Source organism: Neptunomonas phycophila, assembly GCF_001922575.1.
Classification (GTDB): Bacteria; Pseudomonadota; Gammaproteobacteria; order Pseudomonadales; family Balneatricaceae; genus Neptunomonas; species Neptunomonas phycophila.
This window is the reverse complement of record NZ_MRCI01000001.1, coordinates 1,195,391-1,212,939: the sequence shown is the minus strand read 5'-3', so window position 1 is coordinate 1,212,939 and position 17,549 is coordinate 1,195,391. Positions and strand designations below refer to the sequence as shown.

General features: G+C 44.4%; 15 protein-coding genes. 4 read left to right on the top strand and 11 right to left on the bottom strand.

The window, feature by feature from the left end; translation table 11 throughout:
• Positions 1-26 precede the first annotated feature (26 nt).
• Genes BS617_RS05480 through BS617_RS05470 form a run of 3 tightly spaced genes read right to left on the bottom strand, consistent with a single transcriptional unit; the run spans position 27 to position 5,486 of the window.
• On the bottom strand, positions 27-3,455 hold the full coding sequence (locus tag BS617_RS05480) for an SbcC/MukB-like Walker B domain-containing protein (RefSeq protein ID WP_075171872.1): 3,429 nt from the start codon (positions 3,453-3,455) through the stop codon (positions 27-29).
• Complete coding sequence (locus BS617_RS05475; protein WP_075171871.1) at positions 3,442-4,077, bottom strand: DUF4194 domain-containing protein; 636 nt, start codon at positions 4,075-4,077, stop codon at positions 3,442-3,444. Before BS617_RS05475 ends, BS617_RS05480 begins: the two co-directional genes overlap by 14 nt.
• The gene (locus BS617_RS05470; RefSeq protein WP_075171870.1) at positions 4,077-5,486 is read right to left on the bottom strand and encodes a Wadjet anti-phage system protein JetA family protein; all 1,410 of its coding nucleotides are present in this window, start codon (positions 5,484-5,486) and stop codon (positions 4,077-4,079) included. Before BS617_RS05470 ends, BS617_RS05475 begins: the two co-directional genes overlap by 1 nt.
• Positions 5,487-5,935: 449 nt before the next feature.
• Between BS617_RS05470 and BS617_RS05465 the strand changes: the two genes are divergently transcribed.
• Positions 5,936-6,169 (top strand): TIGR02647 family protein, encoded by a 234-nt coding sequence (locus BS617_RS05465; protein ID WP_075171869.1) that lies wholly within the window; start codon positions 5,936-5,938, stop codon positions 6,167-6,169.
• Positions 6,170-6,194: 25 nt separating this feature from the next.
• On the opposite strand, the gene BS617_RS05460 is transcribed toward BS617_RS05465, so the two are convergent.
• Together BS617_RS05460 and BS617_RS05455 are read right to left on the bottom strand one after the other, a co-directional pair.
• On the bottom strand, positions 6,195-6,410 hold the full coding sequence (locus BS617_RS05460; RefSeq protein ID WP_075171868.1) for a TIGR02450 family Trp-rich protein: 216 nt from the start codon (positions 6,408-6,410) through the stop codon (positions 6,195-6,197).
• Complete coding sequence (locus tag BS617_RS05455) at positions 6,391-6,732, bottom strand: DUF4144 family protein (RefSeq protein WP_075171867.1); 342 nt, start codon at positions 6,730-6,732, stop codon at positions 6,391-6,393. The genes BS617_RS05460 and BS617_RS05455 overlap by 20 nt, the downstream gene beginning before the upstream one ends.
• A 224-nt stretch (positions 6,733-6,956) precedes the next feature.
• Between BS617_RS05455 and BS617_RS05450 the strand changes: the two genes are divergently transcribed.
• Positions 6,957-7,853: a dienelactone hydrolase family protein gene (locus tag BS617_RS05450; protein WP_075171866.1), complete on the top strand. Its 897-nt coding sequence runs from the start codon at positions 6,957-6,959 to the stop codon at positions 7,851-7,853.
• A 105-nt stretch (positions 7,854-7,958) separates the two neighbouring features.
• Here the strand turns inward: BS617_RS05450 and BS617_RS05445 are convergent, their stop codons facing one another.
• From BS617_RS05445 to rlmKL, 3 genes are all read right to left on the bottom strand, one after another.
• Entirely contained in the window at positions 7,959-8,807 is an 849-nt protein-coding gene (locus BS617_RS05445) for an SHOCT domain-containing protein (RefSeq protein WP_075171865.1), read from the bottom strand.
• 341 nt (positions 8,808-9,148) lie between these two features.
• Positions 9,149-10,357 carry an ammonium transporter gene (locus BS617_RS05440; protein ID WP_075171864.1) on the bottom strand — a complete coding sequence of 403 codons (1,209 nt, stop codon included), beginning with the start codon at positions 10,355-10,357 and terminating at the stop codon, positions 9,149-9,151.
• A 272-nt stretch (positions 10,358-10,629) separates the two neighbouring features.
• Positions 10,630-12,774, bottom strand: a complete 2,145-nt coding sequence (gene rlmKL, locus BS617_RS05435) for a bifunctional 23S rRNA (guanine(2069)-N(7))-methyltransferase RlmK/23S rRNA (guanine(2445)-N(2))-methyltransferase RlmL (RefSeq protein WP_075171863.1) — start codon at positions 12,772-12,774, stop codon at positions 10,630-10,632.
• Positions 12,775-13,107: 333 nt separating this feature from the next.
• On the opposite strand from rlmKL, the gene rmf reads away from it, so the two are divergent.
• The gene (gene rmf, locus BS617_RS05430) at positions 13,108-13,314 is read left to right on the top strand and encodes a ribosome modulation factor (RefSeq protein ID WP_075171862.1); all 207 of its coding nucleotides are present in this window, start codon (positions 13,108-13,110) and stop codon (positions 13,312-13,314) included.
• Positions 13,315-13,410: 96 nt separating this feature from the next.
• On the opposite strand, the gene BS617_RS05425 is transcribed toward rmf, so the two are convergent.
• Both BS617_RS05425 and BS617_RS05420 read right to left on the bottom strand, forming a co-directional pair.
• Positions 13,411-14,442 carry a quinone-dependent dihydroorotate dehydrogenase gene (locus tag BS617_RS05425; protein WP_075171861.1) on the bottom strand — a complete coding sequence of 344 codons (1,032 nt, stop codon included), beginning with the start codon at positions 14,440-14,442 and terminating at the stop codon, positions 13,411-13,413.
• Between the two features lie 63 nt (positions 14,443-14,505).
• The gene (locus BS617_RS05420) at positions 14,506-14,730 is read right to left on the bottom strand and encodes a DUF2835 domain-containing protein (protein WP_249263575.1); all 225 of its coding nucleotides are present in this window, start codon (positions 14,728-14,730) and stop codon (positions 14,506-14,508) included.
• Between the two features lie 119 nt (positions 14,731-14,849).
• Here BS617_RS05420 and BS617_RS05415 point away from each other — a divergent pair, with 119 nt between their 5' ends.
• Positions 14,850-16,613: a BatD family protein gene (locus BS617_RS05415; protein ID WP_075171860.1), complete on the top strand. Its 1,764-nt coding sequence runs from the start codon at positions 14,850-14,852 to the stop codon at positions 16,611-16,613.
• Between the two features lie 17 nt (positions 16,614-16,630).
• On the opposite strand, the gene BS617_RS05410 is transcribed toward BS617_RS05415, so the two are convergent.
• Positions 16,631-17,533, bottom strand: a complete 903-nt coding sequence (locus BS617_RS05410; RefSeq protein ID WP_075171859.1) for a TIGR01777 family oxidoreductase — start codon at positions 17,531-17,533, stop codon at positions 16,631-16,633.
• Positions 17,534-17,549 lie beyond the last annotated feature (16 nt).

Genomic DNA, 17,549 nt, shown 5'->3' with positions numbered 1-17,549 from the left:
AAAACGATTTTAGAAACCGTAATGAGTTAAACGTCTGCTAAGAGCTCCTCAGATAAACCAGCCTCTTCCATTAGCTTACGCGGGTTATCGGAATTAAGTAGTTCCTTGCCCTTAGGAGTCGGAAATTCAACATCGATATCAACGATACGCCCATCTCGACAAACGTTGATGATGGTATCCATGCAAGACGATAACAAAGAATACTTTTCATCGGGTGCCGCAATGATAGTTTGCAGCCCTAAATCAGTCATAAAGCCGAGCGATGTTTGCGTGTTCTCTGAATCTAGCTTGTTAAAGGCCTCATCAAACACCGCCAAACTCATACCGCCTACCGGATTACCGTTAGGGCCTTCTTTTAGTCGGTAAGCCGCGCCCATTGCTGCTGCCATTGCAACATAGAAAGGGACTTGGTGCTCACCACCTGAACCGGTTTTGATACGCTGAGTGAGTGTTGTTTTCCGATTACCGTTAAGATCTTTAACCACAAGCTCAAAGTTATAAAAGTTTCGATAGTCCTGTAGCAGACTGCTCTCACCTTCATCTTTTAACACATCGTGTATTTTAGCTAAGGCATCATGATGCGGACGATCACCATCATGTTGAATGTCAAAAAGCGTTCCAACATTCGCTTGATCTAAACGTGTATAAGCCTCAACCAGCTCTAAAATATCTTTTAGCTCAGGGTTAGGAGACATCTCGAAGCTGTACATTTCCTTATGGAAAGGACGGTTCTTTAAGTGATTGTTTAACTCACGAATCAGATCTTTAATTTTATTGATTTGATCATTTAGGTGCGCAACAAAGTCCGACCGGAAAGCGGTTTCTGCCTCTAAGCGAGCACGCTCAGCTTTTTCGGTGTACTCTGCCAGCTCGGAATCTTTCAACGACTGCAGTGTTTCATCCACATACTGCTCTAGCTCTTCATGAGTTGAGTCTGGGCCTATTTTGTCTAAGCCCTGATGGCTTCTACCGCCGCCATGGAAACGAGCCTTGTAATTTGCAACCGCATCACGCACAGAATATTTCTTTTTCTCGTGCAAGCTTAATTCGGACTGTGCTTTTTTAGCGGCCTCAAAAATAATACGTTCTAGCTCACCAGCGCAGCTTTCATCTAAATAATCACGCTTTTCCTGTGCTGACTGCGGATCAAAGTCACGATTTGCCTCACACACATTACGTGCTTCTGAATGCTCTGTTAGTTCTTCGTCTAAAACTTCTAACGCCGCTGTGTCTTTTATCATACTCGTGCGGATACGCTGTAACTTATCCATGAGCACTTTGTTTTTGTCATTAGCGGCTTTTTGCTCTTCAACGAGTTCCGCTATGCGACGCTGGATACCTGAATCGTCGTGATTGCGCAGGTCAGTAATTGCCTGACGGTAACCTTCAATCTCATTACTGATTTGGTTACGGGAGTTCACCAGATCAAATACGTTTTCTGTCGCTCCAGCCAAGCTTGTGGTTAAGTTGATGAGGTTATCACGCAGTTTTTCCAACGCCTCATGGCGTTTACCCAGCTTGGTAAACTCTTCAATCATCTCATCAACTTGCTTACCTTGCGATGCCAGCTGATCGCCACGACGACGAATGCCCATAATAGGCGAAAGTTCGTTGATAGAGGTCGTGGAACCCTCGGTTTGCAGCATGCAGTCATATGTTAAAGCACGTTCCTCACGCAGTAGCTCGTTTTCCGTTTCAACGGCCATAACGCCGCCTAGCGCACGGTTCATGTAAGCCTGAGCATCATCATTATCCGTATCAATAAATTGAGCTAGCGAGCGCGGCTTACTACGGTTTAACCAATCGCGGGACTTGGTCGTATTGATTATACGACACCCTTTTAGATGACGACCTTTACGACGATAAAGCGTGATCGCTTCTTTAACATGGGCAGGATCGACAATCAGAGCTTCTCGGCGAGCCCCTAAAAATGACTCAATAGCAATACGCCACTTATCGTCATTGATATCGACCAGTTCACAAATAGGTGTCGACTCTATTCCATACTCAGACAGCAAATTCATCAATTCGCGCGTGTTGTGACGCACTGGCGCTCGGCCTTGCTTTAATTGCTCAACAGCACCTTTTTGATTCTGAATTGACGTGCGTAGCTCATTCATCCGGATAACGGATTCTTCAAACTTACGGCCAATATCTCGTCTTACCGAATCAACATTGTCCTTCAATTCGGCAAGCGCATTATCCACCTCTACCGGCTCTGCAGGCCATACATCGGCCATCATGTCTTCACCAGTTCGCCACAATTGCACGCAACGCTCAACTAATGGACGAAACGATTCAGGTAATAAATCTTGATAATGCGCAAACCCGACCGTATTACGGAACAAACTATAAACGTTCTGTATTTTATCTTTTACAACGCCTTCTTCATGTAAACGAGCGGCAATATTATTCTCAAGCGCTTTGATTTGGTGAGCATCATCAGAGTTATTTAATTGAGCACGCGCATCAGCAAGGCGCTGCATTACACCGCTGAGTTCAGCGGCATGCTCTTCCATTTCTTTTTGGACTTCTAACTCTTTTTCTTGGTTCGATTCTAAACGTTCTTGAGCATCTTCTTTTTTGAGATCTGCGTTTTCAAAGCGAGTCTCGTGTACCACCCATTCATACTCAACAGCGTTTTTTACGTTACGCTGAATACCTTTACACTGCTCAGAAACCTTTTCTAACTCCGTAATACGATTAAACACCTCAAGTGTTTTTTGCTCCATCGCACGGTATTCATCCAGTGACTTCCGGAAAGCGCCAACATGAACGATGTTTTCATCCAATACGAACTCACGAATAAATTTCGTCGGGCTATCGATCGGTACAAAACGCAATGCGTTCTTAAAGTTTTTAATAAACTTTTCATCATCATTAGGCATTTGCGGGTCATGGCTAAGCGCAGTGGTTACTTCACGAACAAACTTACTGGCACGTTTTTCCAACACCATATCAGGGCATTGTTTAAGAAGCTGATCTCGCACCTTGTTCCACGGCTTAGGCAATCGACCATCACCCTCGCGCACCGAGAAATCATCTAACGTTACTGAAAAGTTAGGCAATATAAAGCGACCTAAAATTTCTTCATCGGGTGATGCTGTGGACGCGCTAATCGCTATCCCAATACACGTTTCTTGTGCTGTCTCCGTATCAAAGAAGCTTAGCGCCATGTAGGTAATAGAATCATCACGAGCAGTTGCTTTTTTACCACCGTCATCCAAAAAACCAAGGCAGTAAGTACGTAAAGAACGCTCACTTTTTTGGCCGGCTGAGGCGTTGAAACTTAAATTACGTTTGTGGCCGCCCATCAGTATGGTTTGTATAGCATCCAATAATGATGATTTACCCGAACCATTAGGCCCGACAATAGCCACATTACCTTTAATAGGAACCTCTACCGCCCCCAAAACATACCAGTTAACTAGAACAATACGATTAAGCTGTTTCATCAGCAGCCTCCTCCGCTTCTGTTAGGGCATCGCGGCTGTTTTCTGTATCGCAAAGCGCTTCTAACTGACCGATGTAATCTTCAATTACCACTTGGCGGATTGTGGGTAAAATACTAAATGGCACGTTTTTGGGATCCGTTTCGTTAATTTTCCCGCGCTCGATAATACCGTGACGATTAAAGAGGGACATGATCTCTTTCATGCGGGTTTCGTTCGGGAGTTCTTTACCGGTCAGGTTCTCATACAGAGAAAGTAACTCATTGGTATTGGTGTAAGCCCGACCGCTTTCAACTTCAAAGCTCTCTAATTTTGCTTCATATTGCTGTCGCATACATAACATCAATAAAGACTCATCAAGACGCAGCTTTACATTGCGTTCCTCACCTTGAGGCAGAATACCCATATAAGCTTCATCGGGCTGATAGATAAATGACCACCCAATCGCCTCAAATAAGTTACGAAAATAATCAATATGTGCGGCTATTAAAAAATAACTGTCACGATGTGAAGAACGGTCCGCATGCAGAAACTGGTTAGTTAACAGCAAGTTGGCCGCTCGCGAAAAATCAGCTGCGTCATTTTGCTCACTGCGGCTGACTATTTTTTGCAGATCACCAAGCATTACGGTTTCCTTTGAATAACTTTATTAATAGTAAAATCGCGACACTCCACCACATCGGCAACATGAGTGTAGTTTTCGGCAAACTCAATTTTGAACATATCTGCTGTCTTCTTAGCCTTTTTGCCAAGCGATGCAAGGTGACGTATGTAGCTAAAGCATATGTAATCTTCGATGGTGTCAATCGAAAACTCTTCGGCTTTAATTGAGTCTTTATCCGATAAGTGACGCTCTAGATAGGCATCGATGCGCTCCACTTTAACTTCGCGGCGCTCTTTGAAAGCTTTAAATAACTCGCGCAATTCAACCACTTTAGGATCAATCTGCTGCTGCCTAATCACCGTTGGTTCTGCCACAATGCGCCTTCTGATAGGCGAGCGTATGCTTGAAGGGTTAATAAACCCGACCTCTTCAATAGTATCAATAACAGGCAACTCATCACGTTTGGCTAACTCGGCAATCACTCGTGATAAGCGTGAGGCCATGCCTGGTGTGGTTTTATCCATGTATCTAACAGTATCAGCCACACGTTTTTCCAATCGATAACGAAAATCATCAATGGAGTCTAAGCGTTTATCTACTGAGTCAAAGATACGAATGATACGGTTGATGTGCGTATGGACCATGGCCTCTGCATCATCGTAACTCGCTTCAAACTGTTCTTGATAGTGGCGAGTAAGCTTATCAACTTTAACAGTGTCGAACTGTAAATCGCGCAAGAGCGATAAAATCTGACGACGGAAACGAAACGGATTATTTTTCGTTTTCAGCGTTTTATAGTCAGACACCAAAATATGCTCAACAAAACGCTCGAAGAAGCCTCGCACTATCTCTTGCGGACTTTGCGAATTAGAAAGGCTAATTTTTAGTTCTCGCAATCCCAACATCATATCGGTCAGATGCGCACTAAAGTCTGAAGCGGTTTGCGCGGCTTCCGATAATGTAATTCCTCGGCCTGCGGGGTCGTTGACAGCCGCTTCAAGTGAGCTCAATACGTTCAGTACCGCACCGCCATAAGAGCGTTTTTCTAAATTAGCGATCGAAACTAACGAGCGCAGCAAAAAGCTGATAGACGGCGACATCAGTACATAAGTGCGATAAATACGCTGCTCTTCTTCGATCCAGCCACAATCGACTAAACGACGATAAATGCGGTTCGTGTATTCCGCGGTGGAACGCGGCGCCTCACCATCATCGTTGTCGTCATCTGTCTCTGGTTCCCAACGACGGACTCCTAAGCGCACTACCGCATCTTCGATCGAAGAACGTACAAGGTCTTTGGGAATAAAGGGATCGACTAGATCTTCGTCGAAAAACAAATCAGCCAACTCAAGCAAAACAGCTTGATATATATGGCGGTTTTGACCGGAGAGCGGTACAAAAAGATCATCAGGAAGCTTGTTAAAAAGCATTCAAAGTCCAATTAGATGTCAGCTAGCCCAGCAATTGATAAAGGCTGGGTTGTAATAAGTCCAGCGGGTGATTCTAGCTCAGCTAGCGCTGACAAAAAAGGCCTTCTCTACTCAGAGCCTAGAATGCTTCAAACTATCTCCTCACATACCTATTGCAAAGACTGACGGACACGTATTTATCATTAGGTTGTGTGCTTGCATAGTAGAAATTGATTTGGCGCATTATTTTCAACGCCTGCAGCTAGCCACACGTCTTAAACAGCCCCTTATTATTCAATTAAACCCTGTGATTTAGCTGCTAACCCTACTGAAATCGAACGCTTTTTTACTTATTCTCTGTTTTATCACGTGAGTTTTGGCGTTTATACTTAGCCAATAAACTTTACTTGGCAAATTTTGTATATGTCGTACACTGATACCGCACTCAATAACAATAAAAAGGAATGATCATGCCTTTCACTAGTGAGATAAACGACGAACTCAATATATTAGCTCGGTTTAACCTAGAGACCACTCAGGAAGGAATCAAAATCCACTCCTCGGCAGCACCTAATGTTATTGCGGCTACCAAGCGGCTTCATGAAAAATCATTAGTCACTCAGCCTGATGGTGGTTATTTGACTGAACTAGGACGCCACGCAGCTGAACATGCACAGCAATTGTTAACGATTGTTAAAGCCTAAAGACAAACTGAACGCTCCCAGATGGCTATAACCAACCTTGTAGCCACTGGGTGCTATCCTTGAGTGAATTCCAATCAATTGCATCAGCTCGCTTAGTCATTACGGCTTCTATTACGCATTCCTCAACACATCCTTCTTCGTCAAACGTAATCTTGGACACGAGAAAGTGTTTTTCTTTATTTATGGGCCGAACTGCGGTCCACTTACTTAGATAAAGTTTTTTAGGGTTTATCGTATTCACTTAACGCTTCCATTATAGTCATTAATTGATCAATCGAAGACGCTCCTACCTTGGACACACAAGTAGCCCCCGCCTGCTCGAACATATGTGCTTGAACTAACCCAACAAGATCCTCAAGGGTGTACTTTTCTTCGAGCTTTACTAACTCGATACCTTTTTCGCTTTTCTCGGGTTGATACAAACAACCATCAGTATCAATAATACGATCACCTTCGTCAAAATGAGGCGACTGTAAGTCATTATCAGACATCCACTCACTTTGGTTAGCAATAAAAACAAGCTCATTGTCACCAACATAGCTCAATAACGCGGGCCAACGCATTAGGCTCCTCCTTAAAGATTTCAATTAGCTAAAGGTAATACTCTGCGCTAAATAAATCGCCCACTTTGCTCATACGGTTTAACATCAATAAAAGATGTAAATTACTCATTAATAGGGAATTAATTTTCATCCGAGTAGACAAAACAAACGTAAAGGTGTCTAGTAATACAATATTAGTCTATTACAATTTAAATTCTCAAACCGCTACGCTCAAGGAGAAGGCTATGACCGTACAACGTCCGGAAAGTACTGCTGCTCATCAGATTCCACAGGAGGCGTTCGATTGGTACGACCAATACGCACACGGCGACATTGATAGACGCACATTTTTAACTCGATTAGCGGCTATTGGCTTAACAGCGGCAGCGGTCGCGGGTGGCCTTATTCCCAATTACGCGTTGGCTGAACAGGTGTCGTTTAACGACCCAGACATCACCGCATCTTACGCAACCTACCCGTCACCAGACGGTTTTGGTGAAGGCCGGGGGTACTTAGTTGTACCTAAAAACATGACCGAAAAAACCCCTGCTGTGCTTGTTGTCCACGAAAACCGAGGTTTAAACCCGTATATCGAAGATGTTGCACGTCGATTAGCAAAAGCTGGTTACATTGCCTTTGCTCCAGATATTTTATACTCGCTCGGCGGTTACCCCGGCAATGATGATGAAGGTCGAGAAATGCAAAAGTCTCTTGATCCTGTGAAGGTTGAAATAGACTTTATCAACGCCGCCAAATTCCTAAAAGCTCATGAATTAACGAATGATAAACTCGGCGTAGTAGGTTTTTGCTTTGGTGGTTACATCAGTAACATGTTAGCGGCTCGAGCTCCTGAGATCATAGATGCAGCAGTCCCATTTTATGGCACCCCCGCTAAAGCAGAGCTTATTAAAAATATCAAAGCTCCACTCATGCTCCAATTTGCCGCTCTTGATAAGCGCGTCAATGGCACATGGCCTGATTATGAGAAAGAACTGAAGGCTATCGGCGCCGATTACCAAGCCTTTGTATATGAAGACGTAAACCATGGTTTCCACAACGATTCTACAGCTCGCTACAATGAGCCTGCTGCCGAGTTAGCATGGGAACGCACACTTGCTTTCTTTAAGGAACACTTATCATAGTTACTAAAAGCGCTAATATTTAGCCATCACGCAGCCCCAAACAAAGGGGCTGCCACTAACTAAAAGTCTTCTCGGTGAGTTATAACTCAACGAGGAAGCGAGCACTCAAATACGTTTTAACAATTCCGCTTTTTTACTGGAAAACTCATCATCTGTGAGTACGCCTGCTTCACGCAACTTGCCTAATTTTTCGATATGACCCAGCACCTCGTCTAAAGAACCAGAGCTATGGCTTAAACTATCAGAGCCTTGCGGAGCTTGTGCAAAGTTCTGTTGAGAAGCGCTCTGATAGGATTGCTGAACATTATCCGCCTGATTATAACCATTAGATTGGCTTTGCGACTGGCCCACGGAAGCGGCACTGTTAGCGGCAGGTACGGCGAAGTTAGTTTGCTGAGCCTGGGGCAAACCCGGACCAGAAATAACGGGCAAACTAGAAACCGACAATGTTCCATACTGGCTACTAAAAGTAAGGGAGGCGTCCCCGCCTTGCTGCTGGCTTACGCCTCCGATTTGGTGATCTAACGTATCGTACACCGTCACATTTCCAAACAGCATGACCGCTAAACGCCCAGGAAATACGGCATACTTAATATCATTTTGCGCACCACTACTAAACGGAACGCCTAAATCTTGAGGCCACCACTGATTACTACCCGGAGTACCCGCTGGGATAACTGGAAAAACTTGGGTACTGGCCAATGCATTGGATAAATCGTTGCACAAATTATCAACGGTATTTTTAAGGCCATAATTAAACATATCACCCACCATTGTCATACCACCACGCATCCACTGACCGCCGCCACCGAGTTCGGGACAGTTAAATTGCGCCATACTGCCACCACCATTACTAACAGCAATTAACATATGAACAATTGCATCGTGGCTTAGGTTATAACGCTGAGACATAGTGGTGACCAGATGTTGGCCTTCGGGTGTTAAGTTTTGCATGATGCATCCTCTGCGTTAGTGGGCAAACCGTAAACGATTGTATATCAGGTGTCACTTATACAGGATTTTGATGCTAATTGTTGAGTTAACCACTCACTAAGCGCTTTCTATTTTTCGTGCCAAGAGCCTCGTCTAAAGAGAACTATTTTTACACAAAACAGCTTTCTTTATTAAAACAGCACGTTATAGAGCAACCATACTCAAAAGGACAATTATAAGGAATGGAAAGCCTGCAAAAATCAGTTCGGCGTTACGAAAATAAATAAAAAAAAGCCGACCTAGGTCAGCTTTTTACTGTATTCATTTACCGGCAAACTCTCGTCTTTCAAGGACGATGACTATTAGTCCTGAGAAGTAGACTCGATTTTATGGATACTCAAATCAGCGCCGTTATATTCCTCTTCTTCGCTGAGACGCAGACCAGAAATTGCCTTAATCATTCCATATACAACAGCAGCACCAACAACCGCAACCAAAACGCCGGCTAAGCTACCAATCAGCTGCGACATAAAACTAACACCGCCTAAACCGCCTAAAGCTTCTGAGCCAAAAATACCAGCCGCAATACCACCCCAGACGCCACACAAACCGTGTAATGGCCATACACCCAGCACATCATCAACTTTCCATTTATTCTGCTGCAGAGTAAAAACCCATACAAACAGGACACCTGCTACAGAACCTACAACGAGCGACCCCATTGGGTGCATTACGTCAGAGCCAGCACACACGGCGACTAAACCAGCGAGTGGACCGTTATGAATAAAGCCTGGGTCATTCTTGCCAACCAGTAGCGCAGCGATAATGCCGCCCACCATGGCCATCAATGAGTTAACGGCAACCAATCCTGAAATACCGTCTAAGGTTTGCGCCGACATAACGTTAAAGCCAAACCAACCTATGCAAAGAATCCACGCACCCAACGCCAAAAAAGGAATATTAGATGGAGGAAATGCAACCACTCGATTATCGCGATAACGTCCTGAACGTGCGCCCAGCATGAGAACAGCCACGAGAGCAATCCAGCCTCCAACACCATGAACGACTACGGAGCCTGCAAAATCATGAAAGCCAGCACCAAAAGTATCTTCCAACCAAGTTTGAAAACCGAAATTTCCATTCCAAATTACCCCTTCAAAAAACGGGTATACAAACGCAACAACTAGACTAGACGCGATAAGCATGGGCCAAAACTTAGCTCGTTCGGCTATTCCACCAGACACAATGGCAGGGATCGCCGCCGCAAATGTCATCAAAAAGAAAAACTTAACCAGGTCATATCCGTTATTCGCGGCTAACGCTTCTGCGTCTTGAAAAAAAGTGATTCCGTACGCAACCCAATAGCCAATGAAGAAATAAGCCACGGCAGAAAAACCAAAGTCCGTCATAATTTTAACTAACGCATTAACTTGGTTTTTATGGCGAACAGTACCCACTTCTAAAAAGGCAAAGCCAGCATGCATAGCGAACACCATAATGGCGCCCATCAGGATAAAGAGCGTATTAGCGCTCTGCATTAATGTCTCGACTGCACTATTAACAGTTTCCACAAGTGTCTCCTACAAAGGTTGCAATTTATAATATTGCACTCTATCGGTGCAATTTCAGCGTACGGACGCTATAAAAGTGCACTGAATCTCTAGATACTCATTTTTGTTGTTGTCGCCATGCTTCATCATTTCATTCAGAAAGCACGTAAACAACTGAAAAACAGGAAGTATTTATAAAATCAGGCACTCTAAAGCATGCGCCGTATCATTCGGCGCACCCAATACTGCACTAAATTAATGCACGAAACGTACCAAAAGAAAGCATTGCACCATTATTGACGCCAGCGAATTTCGAAACAGCTGTGTATTTTTGCATTGCGCTTAAAGTCAGGATCGATGGTCTGCGCTGTAATATCGTTAATATCAAACGCACCCAACATTTCGTAATCCAGTTTAAACTTCCGAAAGTTATTAGAGAAAATTAGAACACCATCCTGCCGCAACAAACGCATCGCTAACCGAATCAGCTCAACATGATCTCTTTGAACATCCAAAACATCGCTCATACGTTTTGAATTTGAAAACGTGGGGGGATCCATAAAAATCAGGTCATAAGCCGGCTTACGTTGTTTTTTAAGCCATACAATACAATCAGATTGAATAAAGTGATGAGCTTTGTCAGCAAAGCCATTAATCGCCATGTTCTTCATCGCCCACTGCAGATAAGTGGCTGACATATCAACACTTGTCGTGCTTTTTGCCCCGCCAACCCCGGCATGGACACTGGCAGTAGCGGTATAGCAAAACAGATTAAGAAAGTCTTTACCTGCTGCATTTTGTTGAATTTGGTGACGTACGGGGCGGTGATCCAAGAATAAACCAGTATCTAAATAATCATGCAGGTTAACTCTAAACTTACAGCCATGCTCAGCTATCTGAAAAAAACGACGACCAGTGCCCTGTTTCTCATATTGCTGAGTGCCCGTTTGACGCTTGCGTTGCTTTAAAACAACACGCAAAGGATCAACGCCTAATGCTTCAGGTATAGCCGCCAATACATCTTTAAGACGATCAAAAGCTTTTATTTTATCTATCGACTTAGGCGCTGCGTACTCTTGTACATGAACCCAGTCTTTGTAAACATCAACCGCCACAGCAAATTCGGGAATGTCCGCATCGTATAAACGATACCCCTGAATATCATTTTGCTTACGCCACTTATTCAAATTTTTCAGGTTTTTTCTGAGACGATTCGCAAACATTTGAGCTGTTTCGCTTAAAGCAACGTCACCTGCCTGCTCGCTAGGCTGCCCTTCTTTGGCAATCCGATTCGCATATAAAGTGTATAAAAATAAGCGACTATCGATTGGCCCATTATTTAAACGATAGGTTTTATCCGTTTTTAGGCCCACGGCCTCACAAAGCTCAGGGTTACCCGTAAAAATACCCGCTTTCCAACCACCAAATTCTTGTTTTAAGGTATCGCCCAGATCACGATACAAAAACATAAGCTCTGAACTTTCACCCAGACGCTCACCATAGGGTGGGTTAGTAATGAACAACCCATTCTCTTCACATGGGCGCACCATTCGTTGAACTTGCGCTTCGTGTACTTTGATTAAATGATCAACACCTGCACGTTCAGCATTCGACAGTGTTACATCAAGCATACGCTCATCTTCATCGGCGCCATAAACCTTTACCTTAAAGGTCGTCAAACCATTAATGCGGCGCTGCTCTGCTTCTTCTTTTAGGTTTTCCCATAAAGCGGCATCATGCTGCTTCCAATGCTCAAACCCAAAACGATCGCGTAAAATGCCAGGAGCAATATCTGCAGCCATCCAAGCACCTTCGATGAGCAAAGTGCCTGAGCCACACATAGGATCAAACAACACAGGGCTGTCATCACTAAGCGCAGGCCAACCCGCTCTTGTTAACAATGCCGCCGCAAGGTTTTCTTTTAACGGTGCTGCTCCTGCCTGTGTACGATAGCCACGTCGGTGCAAACTTTCACCAGAGAGATCAATCGATACATTGAGTTTACCGCCATAAATATGGGCATGTATGCGCAGATCGGGGTTCTCGCGATCAACGCCCGGACGCTCCCCTGTTATTTCTCGTAGCTGGTCGACAATTGCATCTTTCACTTTGAGCGCACCAAAGTGAGTATGATTAATTGACTGCGTTTTCCCCGTGAAAGAAATTGCCAACGACATGCTCGCATCTAAATGATCGCTCCAATGGACTCGCTGGATAGCGCTGTATAAGTCATCGGCGGTCTCAACGTTGGTTTCAAGAATCGGTAACAAAACCCGATTCGCAAGACGAGACCATAAACACGCTCGGTAGGCCTGCGCTAACTCCCCTTCAAATGCGACACCCGTCGGCATCAATTTTACTGACTCAGCCCCTAACGCTGCTAACTCGTCAGCCAGAAGAGATTCGATGCCTTTAGGGCAAGTCGCTATAAATTTCATATTTTTCCTAAAAAGTTATTTTTACAACTTCTTAAATATCAGCAAGTTGCAGTTTCATTCAATTGTTACGGTTTTTTGATGATTTTTTTTCAAATGTATTACAGCGTTTCAATATGAATTTTAACTCGCTGAATACGCACCTTTTTTGCAAGTGCTAACAATCAAAAACCCTAAATTCCATAGCGATTATTAATCGCACTTTGTTCGTGAATTAGATATCAATATAGGCCTGTGTTGCGAAAAATACCGTATGCATACAGACACTGTGTGAATATTTAGTCTCAGATATTCATGTTCTCAATCATAACGTAAACGTATGAGAGGTTTCTTTATATGAAGAGACAGAAAAGAGATAAGACATCAACTCTGTTTAACCGCGGTTTTCAGGCTGGTATTAACGGTAAATCACGAGACTCTTGCCCAGTGCAAGTCACAGAGCTACGAAGTCATTGGATGAGTGGCTGGCGTGAAGGTAGAGACGCCCACTGGAGCGGCATGGATGGAGTTTCGGCAATTCAAGCTCACCCAGGACTGCATTAACAACACATTCCCTTCAAAAACAGGCTCCTCTACAAAGGAGCCTTTTTTGCAAACCAAACCACAACCCTTAGTGCCGTTTTTCTCCCCAAACACTCATCACTGACGACGCTTCAACGCCTCAATCGCTCTTACAGATTCTTTAACCAACGCTGGGCCTTTATAAATAAAACCAGAATAAATCTGCACTAAGCTTGCGCCTGCTTCGATTTTCTCAGCAGCGTCGAACCCTTCCGTAATACCCCCGACACCAATAATAGGTAAAGCACCATTAAGCTCATAAGCCAATGTTCTGATCACTTTAGTCGATTTATTACGCACAGGTTCACCGCTTAAGCCCCCCGACTCACCTTGCAAGACTGAGTCTTCAACGCCTTCTCTGGACAAGGTGGTATTGGTTGCTATAACACCGTCCATCTCGTACGTTTTGAGTGAATCAGCAACCATGACGATTTCCTCTTCGGTCATGTCAGGTGCGATTTTTACCGCAATGGGGACATATCTATCATGCAAAAGCGCTTGACGAGCTTGCTCATTTTTTAACGATTCAAGCAAGGTATTTAACGAATCACCAAACTGTAATGAGCGTAGCCCCGGCGTATTGGGTGATGACACGTTTACCGTGATATAACTCGCACGTGAGTACACTTTTCGTAAACAGTACAAGTAATCATCATTAGCTTTATCATTTGGCGTGTCTTTATTCTTGCCAATATTGATCCCTAGAATGCCCTTGTAACGAGCACGATCAACATTGGCAAGTAGCGCGTCCACACCGTGGTTATTGAACCCCATGCGATTAATAATCGCGTTATGCTCAGGAATACGAAATAAACGAGGCTTAGGATTACCCACTTGTGGTCTGGGTGTTACAGTCCCTATTTCTACAAACCCAAAACCCAACGCTGCCAAACCATCAATCGCGGTGCCATTTTTATCCAAACCAGCCGCTAAACCTACAGGATTAGGAAAGCGAATCCCCATCACTTCGACAGGCATATCCAGCTTTTCAGCGCCAAGCAACGAAGGTACTCCCAACGATGCCGCTAAATTCATACCGCCCAACGCTAGATTATGAGAACGCTCCGCATCCATGCTAAACATGAGAGATTTTGCCAGTGAATAGAACATATCAAGACCGTTTCTGAATAAAGACTCGCTATTATAACGGCGCGACCTTGGTTTTACATCCTACTATGAGCTCCGTTCAATAGATTTAAACTTTCCATTTTGACTAAAATTGATACGAAAACGGCCATGTATGCCCTCATGCAACAAGAAGGGCTTTAAAATAGAGGCAGGAAACTGCACACGACGACCATCACTGGCATGTGTATGCACCATGACACCAGGGATTTGGTACTGCTTTATGTAGTCCTGAGGGGAAATATGTAATGTTACGAGTATTGAATTCATCATTTTTAACAACTTAAGCGCGTCATCTATATCGAGTTATAGCAAAACCTCATTGATATCGTATACCCCTTACTTAATAATGCAGAATGATTTTGCTTTGTTATTAAGGATCTAACCTAGGGATGCGCGCATTTTTTACGGTTGTTAGCACCACGCTAAGCTTACTTTTACTGGTAGCCCCAACGCTCAGCATTGCCGAGGTTAATGCTTATCTTAATCGATATACTATCAACCAAACAGATACAGTGCGGTTAACGATAGAAGCCACACAGCCAGGCCAAGCACAGCGCCCAGACTTATCCTTGTTAACAGCTGACTTTTCACTGCTTGGCAGCAAAAAAATGACGATTTCTAGTTTGCAAAATGGAAGCAGACAAGCAACAACGCGATGGCAGGTATTAATGCGACCGCGCCGCAGTGGTGACTTAACCGTACCAGCCATTCAAATTAATGGGGAACGTTCCTTTCCGATGACGCTGAGCGTATTAAGCGCCGCCAATAACGCCCCACGCGTATCCCCCAACTATGATCCTAACTACAGCCCAAACCGGTCGAGCAGCTCCCAAGCCAACCAAGCTCCAGGCGGACTTGACGTTACATCCGACCTCAATGCTATTCGCATTACGACCGAAATAGACCACACAGAAGCATACGAAGGTAGCCAACTACTTTACTCATCAACACTAAGGCATCGTTCGCCGTTAGATGACCAAGCGGTATTCTCGGATCCTTTTTTGAATCAAGCACTTATTTTGCCAATGGGCGACGAAGTTGTCTCCAATGTATTTATACAAGGCGTAGCCTACACTGAACGCAAACAAACCTATGTTGTTTTTCCTAACGAGCCAGGGAGTTTCATAATAGAGCCACCATTGTTTGCTGGAACACTAGCAAACGGGCAGTATGTTGAAGTACTCGGAGATGCTATTGAGCTATCAATTCTGCCACGTGCTAACGATAACTCGGCAGGCTACTGGCTCCCAGCATCCAAACTAACCATTCAAGACGCATTTGACCAACCCGAACAGCTCATCGCGGGCAACTCAATAACACGAACCATTACCCTGATAGCGCAAGGCCTGCCCGCTTCAAGGCTGCCTCCTATGATGCCTCTAACGAATGAACTCGCCGATATTGAACTGGTTAATACAGACCTGAGGGAGTCGTTCAATGAAGATGGGTTGGTCGGTCAACGCGTTGAAACTGTCAAAATAACGTTCAAAGAGCGTGGCGAAGTAACGCTGCCACCCATAGACATCCATTGGTGGGATATAGAAACCGACCGCGCTCAAGTAGCATCATTACCTCCCATTCAGATGCGTATAGAAGGCGCTAATAGCGCCCAGCAGCAACCACCTGCCGACCAAGAGAACACTAAACCAGACCTAGCGGAAAACTCAAATACGACCCAAAGCGCTGAGCAATACTCCAATGGAACACCACCCAACGTTATTGCTTTGATCTCGCTTTTAGCACTAATTAGCATCATTTCATCACTGGGGTGGCTCTACACGGGCAATAGACTACGCAAATTGCGTAATAGACAGGCGATAGATCGAGCAGCCAAAACCGAAAAACAAAGAATTAAACGCGATAAACAGCTCATCGCTGATGAAAAATTGGCCTATTCAGCGCTTCAAAAAGCCTGCACCCTTAATAAACCCGAATTAGCGCAAGCGCGCTTAATTGAATGGGCAGCGTTATTTTGGCCTGAATCCCATCTTTATAATGGGCGAGATGTGAGTGTAGCGGCTAAAAACAAGACATTGGAATTCTTGATTATTGATTTAGAGCAGCATGTCTACAATAACGCCGAAGATCCGTGGCAAGGCGACTTGTTAATACAAACTGTCGACAGCATACGCGAACGTCTAACACGCCGGTAACTTAGCTATCCTACAATCTAAGTAGCAGATGTTAAGGCAGACTGTAAATCAGGGAATTTAAATACATACCCTGCTTCTACTAAAGCCGTTGGGTATACGTGTTGTCCTGATAAGAGTAGCTCGCTTGATTCTCCCATAGCCCATTTCAACAGTGAAGCGGGAACTCGAAAGAAAGCCGGTCTGCGTAGAGTACTAGCCAGTGTTCGTGTAAATGTTGAATTAGTAACCGCCTCAGGAGATGTGGCATTAAATGCCCCTGACAACTGATCATGTTCGAGTAAAAAACGAATAATATTGACTTCGTCTTCTAAGTGCACCCAAGACATCCATTGCGCCCCATTCCCAATAGGTCCGCCAAGACCCAACTTAAAAGCAGGCAGCATTTTAGACAATGCACCACCGCCCTTACCGAAAACCACACCGGTGCGAACACAACATACCCGAGCCCCCAAATCTTTCTCAGCAACCATTGCGGCATCTTCCCATTGCTGGCAAAGGCTATGTTGGAAGCCCTCTTCTACTGGACCATTCTCTGATAAGGGAGCATTTCCCTCTTGGGGACCGTAATAGCCAATAGCGGAACCACTGACAAAAACTTCTGGCCTCTGGCCTGCTTCATAAAGACGCTGTATGAGCTCCTGAGTGAAATCTATACGGCTGTTTTTAATCTCCAATTTTCGGCTATCAGTCCAGCGTTTATCAGCTATAGGGGCGCCTGCAAGATTAATCACAGCATCTATTTTAACGCTACTCAACAAGCTCACATCCGACAGACTAATCGCATTGACGCGACTGCCAAATTGCAACATCGCACGCTCAGCATCTCGGCTTACCAACATCACCTCATGACCGTCAGCAAGTAAAGATTCAGTTAACCGACAGCCTATGAAGCCTGTACCACCAGTAATTAAATAGTGCATGTTGTCGCCTCTTAAG

Excerpts from the sequence above, each read along its gene's own strand:
- BS617_RS05480 (WP_075171872.1), bottom strand. The coding sequence starts at position 3,455 with ATGAAACAGCTTAATCGTATTGTTCTAGTTAACTGGTATGTTTTGGGG.
- BS617_RS05475 (WP_075171871.1), bottom strand. The coding sequence starts at position 4,077 with ATGCTTGGTGATCTGCAAAAAATAGTCAGCCGCAGTGAGCAAAATGAC.
- BS617_RS05470 (WP_075171870.1), bottom strand. The coding sequence starts at position 5,486 with ATGCTTTTTAACAAGCTTCCTGATGATCTTTTTGTACCGCTCTCCGGT.
- BS617_RS05465 (WP_075171869.1), top strand. The coding sequence starts at position 5,936 with ATGCCTTTCACTAGTGAGATAAACGACGAACTCAATATATTAGCTCGG.
- BS617_RS05455 (WP_075171867.1), bottom strand. The coding sequence starts at position 6,732 with ATGCGTTGGCCCGCGTTATTGAGCTATGTTGGTGACAATGAGCTTGTT.
- BS617_RS05450 (WP_075171866.1), top strand. The coding sequence starts at position 6,957 with ATGACCGTACAACGTCCGGAAAGTACTGCTGCTCATCAGATTCCACAG.
- BS617_RS05445 (WP_075171865.1), bottom strand. The coding sequence starts at position 8,807 with ATGCAAAACTTAACACCCGAAGGCCAACATCTGGTCACCACTATGTCT.
- rlmKL (WP_075171863.1), bottom strand. The coding sequence starts at position 12,774 with ATGAAATTTATAGCGACTTGCCCTAAAGGCATCGAATCTCTTCTGGCT.
- rmf (WP_075171862.1), top strand. The coding sequence starts at position 13,108 with ATGAAGAGACAGAAAAGAGATAAGACATCAACTCTGTTTAACCGCGGT.
- BS617_RS05425 (WP_075171861.1), bottom strand. The coding sequence starts at position 14,442 with ATGTTCTATTCACTGGCAAAATCTCTCATGTTTAGCATGGATGCGGAG.
- BS617_RS05420 (WP_249263575.1), bottom strand. The coding sequence starts at position 14,730 with ATGATGAATTCAATACTCGTAACATTACATATTTCCCCTCAGGACTAC.
- BS617_RS05415 (WP_075171860.1), top strand. The coding sequence starts at position 14,850 with ATGCGCGCATTTTTTACGGTTGTTAGCACCACGCTAAGCTTACTTTTA.
- BS617_RS05410 (WP_075171859.1), bottom strand. The coding sequence starts at position 17,533 with ATGCACTATTTAATTACTGGTGGTACAGGCTTCATAGGCTGTCGGTTA.